Here is a 5,938-nt window from a genome sequence, read left to right as displayed (position 1 = left end):
TAGCCGGGAGGCGCTCCGATGAGCCGGGAAACATTGAACTGCTCCATGTATTCGGACATGTCGACGCGCACCATGGCGTTTTCATCATCGAACATGAACTCGGCCAAAGCCCGGGCCAGCTCGGTTTTTCCCACCCCGGTTGGGCCGAGAAAAATAAACGAGCCGATTGGGCGGTGTTCATCACTAAGCCCGGCACGCGCCCGCTGCACCGCAAAAGAGACCGCGTCGATGGCATCGTCCTGACCGACTACCCGTTCACGCAGCCGGTCGGCTATTTTCAAAATCTTCTCACGCTCGCCCTCGATCATTCGAGAGACCGGAATGCCGGTCCAGCGCGCCACGATGTCCGCGATGTCTTCCTCGGTGACTTCCTCCTTGAGCAATGAACCGTCTTTATGTAATTCCGCCAGTTTATCGTTTAGAACATTGAGTTGTTTTTCAAGCTCGCCCAACTTGCCGTATCTTAATTCCGCCGCTTTATTCAGATCGCTCTCGCGTTCGGCTTTCTCCGCAGCTTGCCGGGTCTCGTCCATCTGTTCTTTCACTGCTCGAATTTGCCTGATACTTTCCTTTTCGACTTGCCAGCGGGCTTTGAGGTGCGAGTTTTTTTCTTTTAAGTCACCCAGCTCCTTTTTGAGCTTTTCGAGTCTTTCTTTCGATGCTGCATCTTTTTCTTTTCTTAAAGCAACCTGCTCAATTTCAAGCTGTTTTGAGCGCCGTTCAATTTCATCGATTTCCTCGGGCATGGAGTCGATTTCAGTGCGCAATTTTGCCCCGGCTTCATCGATCAAATCGATGGCTTTGTCGGGCAAAAAACGCTCGGAAATATAGCGCTGCGAAAGTGTCGCGGCCGAGACAATCGCCGTATCGGAAATGCGCACGCCATGGTGTATTTCGTAGCGTTCCTTGAGGCCGCGTAAAATCGAAATGGTATCTTCGACCGAAGGCTCATCGACTTGCACCGGCTGGAAACGGCGTTCCAAAGCTTTGTCCTTTTCGATATACTTGCGATACTCGTCATGAGTGGTGGCGCCGATCATGCGGAGCTCGCCGCGTGCCAGCATCGGTTTGAGCATGTTGGCTGCGTCAACTGAACCTTCGGCTGCGCCGGCGCCGACCATGGTGTGCAGCTCATCGATAAATAGAATCACCTGCCCTTCCGCCTGCTCGATCTCTTTTAAAACCGCTTTCAGGCGTTCCTCGAATTCGCCGCGGTACTTTGCTCCCGCAATCAACGACGCCATTTCCAATTCCACGACCTTTTTATTCTTCAGGGAATCCGGCACATCGCCGTGAGCAATTCGCTGGGCAATGCCTTCGACAATTGCCGTCTTTCCCACGCCCGGATCGCCTACCAAAACCGGATTGTTTTTCGTTCGCCTGGAAAGCACCTGAACCGAACGCCGAATCTCTTCGTCGCGGCCGATCACCGGATCCAATTTTTCGCGCTGAGCTAAATCAGTTAAATCGCGGCCGTAACGCTGCAAGGCCTGATACTTTCCTTCCGGATTTTGGTCCACCACCCGCTGACTGCCGCGGATTTCTTTTAAAACCCGGTAGATATTTTCTTTCGAAACTCCCTGTTGATTTAAGAATTGAGCGGTTGCGCTGCTTTTTTCACTGGCAATTGCAATCAGGAGATGCTCGGCGCTTATATACTCATCTTTTAACTGGCGCATCTCCTCGGTTGCTGAATTAAACAAAGCGTTCATCCGCGGTGAGAGATAAATATTCCCCAGGGCACCAGAACCGGAAACCCGCGGCAGCTTTTGAATGGCTTCAGCCACGTGCTTGAGAATCTGATCAGCGTTAGCCCCAAGTTTTTTTAGAATCGAAACCGGTACACCTTCTGAATCTTCCAGCAGCGCCTGCAGCAAATGCTCGACTTCAATCTGCTGCTGACCCCGCTCTGATGCGAGCTGCTGGGCTTTTGCAACCGCCTCCTGGGCTTTCAGGGTTAATTTATCAAAGGTCATATTTCTTTTACTCCTTACTACTCATTTGAATTGCCGATCTTGAAAGCGATGTGCAGTTTTTTGACTTTACTTCTACTTAAAATACGCTCTTGGCCATTAGCTTTTGGCCTTTGGCATTTGATTTTGAGAATTTACGTTGTGTCCCGACTTCTTCGGGATCAACTGTTAAGTGGTTTACAATAACCATCCGACTTATTCGGGATTGAATTTTATCAACTAAAACCCCGGAAAGCCGGGGCAAAAGCCAATCGCTCAATTTAGGTTCTATCTATCGAACGCTATTCTGATTTTCTAAACTTATTTCTTTTGTTCTTGAGGACTATTTCTATCTTAAAATTGCCGGTTATTTAACTTTTTGAATTTGAATGCAATTCCGAAAATTAGAATCCCGATCCAAAGCAGCACTGTTGCCACCAGGTAGGCGAGAAGCTGCGGCAGAAGAAAAATCATAATAGCTGCCAGAATCAGGCTGGTGCCAATAAACAGAACAAACTGCCAGGGATAAAACAGAGACTGATCGTCAAATAGTGTCGTACGAAACATAGTGTTTCTCCCATTTTGTCATCATTTTATTTTCGGTTTGCATTTATACAAAACACATGCCAGGGATTTTTTTGAATTCCAACCTGTTATTTTTAATGTTCTTAAAAAAGAACAAAAAATAAGTCATAAATTAAGAAATCGGTTAAGATGCCATAGTGACAGGTAGTTGTATGATCAGGTCTGACAGATGTTCATCTACTTCTTTTTGAGTGCAATAATCAGTGCTGATTCCTTACTTTTAAACTAAAATAAAATAATGAATGACCACTCAAAAAAAACATCCCACCGAGAGATGCCGAGGGTATCGAGATTCACCGAATTCTTACTGCATGGCGTGTGAATAGGGCTAGGATGCTTATTTTTATTCCATTTCAAATTTTTCAAAAAGAAGAAGACTTTTAAGAATCTTTCGGCGACCCTCAGTGATTTTCGGCGTGTTTCGGTGGAAAAATTATTTTTTCAGAATGTTTTTAAAAACACAGTTTCATTCGGTTAAGAAAAAGTCACAGAACTTGATTCTATGGTTAATTATTTTAAATTGCAAATTCTTTAAGATTTGAACACGAAAACACTTTAGCACTTTTTTTAATTAGGAATTTTATGAAAAAAGCAAACGGAATCGTTTGGGACCTGAGCGATCTTTACCCAGCCAGTGAGGACCCGAAAATAAATCAGGATATCGAAGCTGCAATTGAAATAGGAAAATCTTTCAAAAAGAAATATCATAGTAAAATCGCCAATGAAGATTGCACCGCTGATCTCTTGCTGGAAGCGCTTACAGAATACGAACAGCTTATTGAAAGCGCATATCGTCCTTATGCCATATCCAATTTGCTTTTTAACGGCAACGGCCGTTCCGATATTTTCAAAGCGATGGTGGCAAAAGTGCAGGACACCATGACGCAGATTAAAAATGAAACTCTATTTTTTGGACTTGAAATTCAAAAAATTTTGGACCCTAAAATCGAAGAATTTTTCAGCAGTGGCAAATTGGATCACTACCGGCATTATATCGAATCTTTGCGACTGTTCACTCCTTACACACTTTCTGAACTTGAGGAGCAGGTAATTAATCAAAAAAATCTTTCCGGAAAGACAGCTTTCGTAAACCTTTTTGACCAGTTCACCGCCTCTTTTGAGTGGGAAATGGAAATCAACGGCGAGAAAAAAAAACTGACTGAAAGTGAAATGCGGGAGCTGTTACGCCATCAGGATCCGGAGCTGCGGCAACGCGCCAAAGCATCCCATAATGCGAAATATGGTGACAACGCCCTTATTTTTACCAACATTTTCAATAGCTTAGTCAAAGACCATGCAACCGAAATGGGAATGCGCAAGTACGAAAGTCCGATGCAGCCGACGCACTTAGGCAACGGCGTCTCGGGAGAGGTGGTTGAAACCATGATGCAGGTAGTAAGCGACCACTACCCGCTGGCCCGCCAGTACAATCGGCTTAAAGCGAAGATGCTTGATCTACCGAAACTGCGCGGCAGCGATCTCCATGCGCCGGTGTCCAAATCAGACCGCGTCGTTTCATTTGAAGAAGGCAAGCAATTAGTCCTCGACAGTTTTGCCGGTTTCTCTCCGGAATTCGGAGAAATCATTGGCCGGGCCTTTGAGGAAAAGTGGATTGACGCGGAGATTCGCCCCGGGAAACGAGGCGGCGCGTTTTGTTACAGCATTGGGCCGTCGGTGCATCCATACGTTTTGATGAATTACGTCGATAACGTAGACAGCGTTTATACCATGGCTCATGAATTCGGTCATGCACTGCACACGGTTCTGGCCTGCGAAAAAGGCTCGCTTTTGACTTTTCATGCACCTCTGGTTCTTGCTGAAACCGCTTCGGTATTTGCCGAGATGCTCCTTACCCGTAAACTTCTCTCCGAAGAAAAAGACCGCGAAAGCCGGATTCAAATTCTGGCTTCAAAGCTCGAAGACTTTTTCGGTACGATTTCACGTCAGAATATGTACATCTCTTTTGAATTGGCCGCCCATCTCGAGGGCGCCAAACGCAGACTGAGCGCCGATGATTTGTGCAACCTCTGGACAGCCCGCCGCGAAGAAATGTACGGCGATTCGGTAGATTTTCTTCCTGAAGAAAAATGGTTCTGGTCGGTGATTCCGCATTTCATTCACACACGGTTTTATTGTTATGCCTACAGTTTTGGTGCGCTTCTGGTTCTGGCTCTTTTTAATCAATATGAAGAAGAAGGAGAAGCGTTTGTGCCGAAGTATCGCGCGCTTCTGGCCGCAGGAGATTCCGACTGGCCCAAGAACCTCATCGCTAAAATGGGTCTGGATATTTCGGACCTGACGTTCTGGAAAGGCGGCTTTAAAGTGATCCGGAATATGCTTGAGGAGCTGCAGGATTTGGTTGGGTAAGTCTTAACGTCTCCTGTTAATCACACCGAAAATCAAAACATTCTGCTTGACAATTTTGTCATTATTTGATAGTTTGATTCGTTCTCACTGCTAAAACATTTCTAGATGCCAAATATCGAGGAGGTCGATGGCAAGTAAAGCCGCGAAAAATTTCGTGCAGCCAGCAACCGATAAGAGTGGCGTCATCCCAAACTATGTTGGTGGAAATTGGGTTTCTGCTTCGAGTACCAAAGAGCTTCCGGTCACGAATCCGGCCACAGGTGAGCTTTTGGCCAGGGTTCCTTTGTCAAATCACGCTGACGTGGGTAAAGCCGTCGAAGCAGCAAAGAAGGCGTTCCCGGCCTGGCGTGAAACACCGGTTGTGGAGCGTGCGCGAGTTCTTTTCCGCCTCAAAGCTCTACTGGAAGAAAAGGCCGATGATCTGGCAGTTTCTCTCACGCAGGAACACGGCAAGACTTCATCTGAATCACGAGGCGAAATTCAGCGCGGCATCGAGAATGTAGAACATGCTTGCGGCATGCCTACCTTGCTGATGGGCGATACGCTTGAAGACATCGCCCCGGGCGTTGATTGTGAAACCATCCGGCAGCCGCTCGGTGTTTTCGCAGCGATTACACCCTACAACTTCCCAGTCATGATTCCCCTTTGGTTTTGGCCTTACGCGATTACAACAGGCAATACGTTTGTGCTCAAGCCAAGCGAACAAGATCCCTTGACTCATCAGCAGATTGTGATACTGACTGAGGAAGCTGGACTACCGCCTGGAGTCCTGAATGTGGTTCATGGAGATCAGGAAGCGGTCACTGCACTATTAGAACACCCGGACGTCAAGGGCTTATCCTTCGTGGGTTCGAGTCAAGTTGCCAAGATAATTTATGCCAAAGCCGCGGCTGAAGGCAAGAGAGTCCAGGCGCTGGGCGGAGCCAAGGCGGTGGCGGTCATCGACCGCGATTATTCCTACGGCTCCCCGTCCTACGGCGGGGTCCTGTTCCATGAATTGCGCTCGACCCTTTACCCCTTGAACGAACGGCCCT

General features: G+C 47.2%; 4 protein-coding genes. 2 read left to right on the top strand and 2 right to left on the bottom strand.

Going from position 1 to position 5,938, the window contains the following annotated elements:
* Positions 1–1,976: AAA family ATPase (locus IH879_18225; protein ID MCH7676861.1), on the bottom strand; the 1,976-nt coding region annotated here is incomplete at its 3' end.
* A gap of 330 nt (positions 1,977–2,306) precedes the next feature.
* On the bottom strand, positions 2,307–2,519 hold the full coding sequence (locus tag IH879_18220) for a hypothetical protein (protein MCH7676860.1): 213 nt from the start codon (positions 2,517–2,519) through the stop codon (positions 2,307–2,309).
* A 600-nt stretch (positions 2,520–3,119) separates the two neighbouring features.
* Here IH879_18220 and IH879_18215 point away from each other — a divergent pair.
* Both IH879_18215 and IH879_18210 read left to right on the top strand, forming a co-directional pair.
* Positions 3,120–4,904: a M3 family oligoendopeptidase gene (locus IH879_18215; protein MCH7676859.1), complete on the top strand. Its 1,785-nt coding sequence runs from the start codon at positions 3,120–3,122 to the stop codon at positions 4,902–4,904.
* 127 nt (positions 4,905–5,031) lie between these two features.
* Positions 5,032–5,938, top strand: a 907-nt coding sequence (locus tag IH879_18210; protein MCH7676858.1) for an aldehyde dehydrogenase family protein, incomplete at its 3' end; no start/stop codon positions are given.

The organism is candidate division KSB1 bacterium (assembly GCA_022562085.1).
In the GTDB taxonomy this organism is placed as follows: Bacteria; Zhuqueibacterota; Zhuqueibacteria; order Oceanimicrobiales; family Oceanimicrobiaceae; genus Oceanimicrobium.
The sequence above is the reverse complement of the archived record's forward strand: the minus strand, read 5'-3'. Positions and strand labels throughout refer to the sequence as shown.

Excerpts from the sequence above, each read along its gene's own strand:
- IH879_18220 (MCH7676860.1), bottom strand. The coding sequence starts at position 2,519 with ATGTTTCGTACGACACTATTTGACGATCAGTCTCTGTTTTATCCCTGG.
- IH879_18215 (MCH7676859.1), top strand. The coding sequence starts at position 3,120 with ATGAAAAAAGCAAACGGAATCGTTTGGGACCTGAGCGATCTTTACCCA.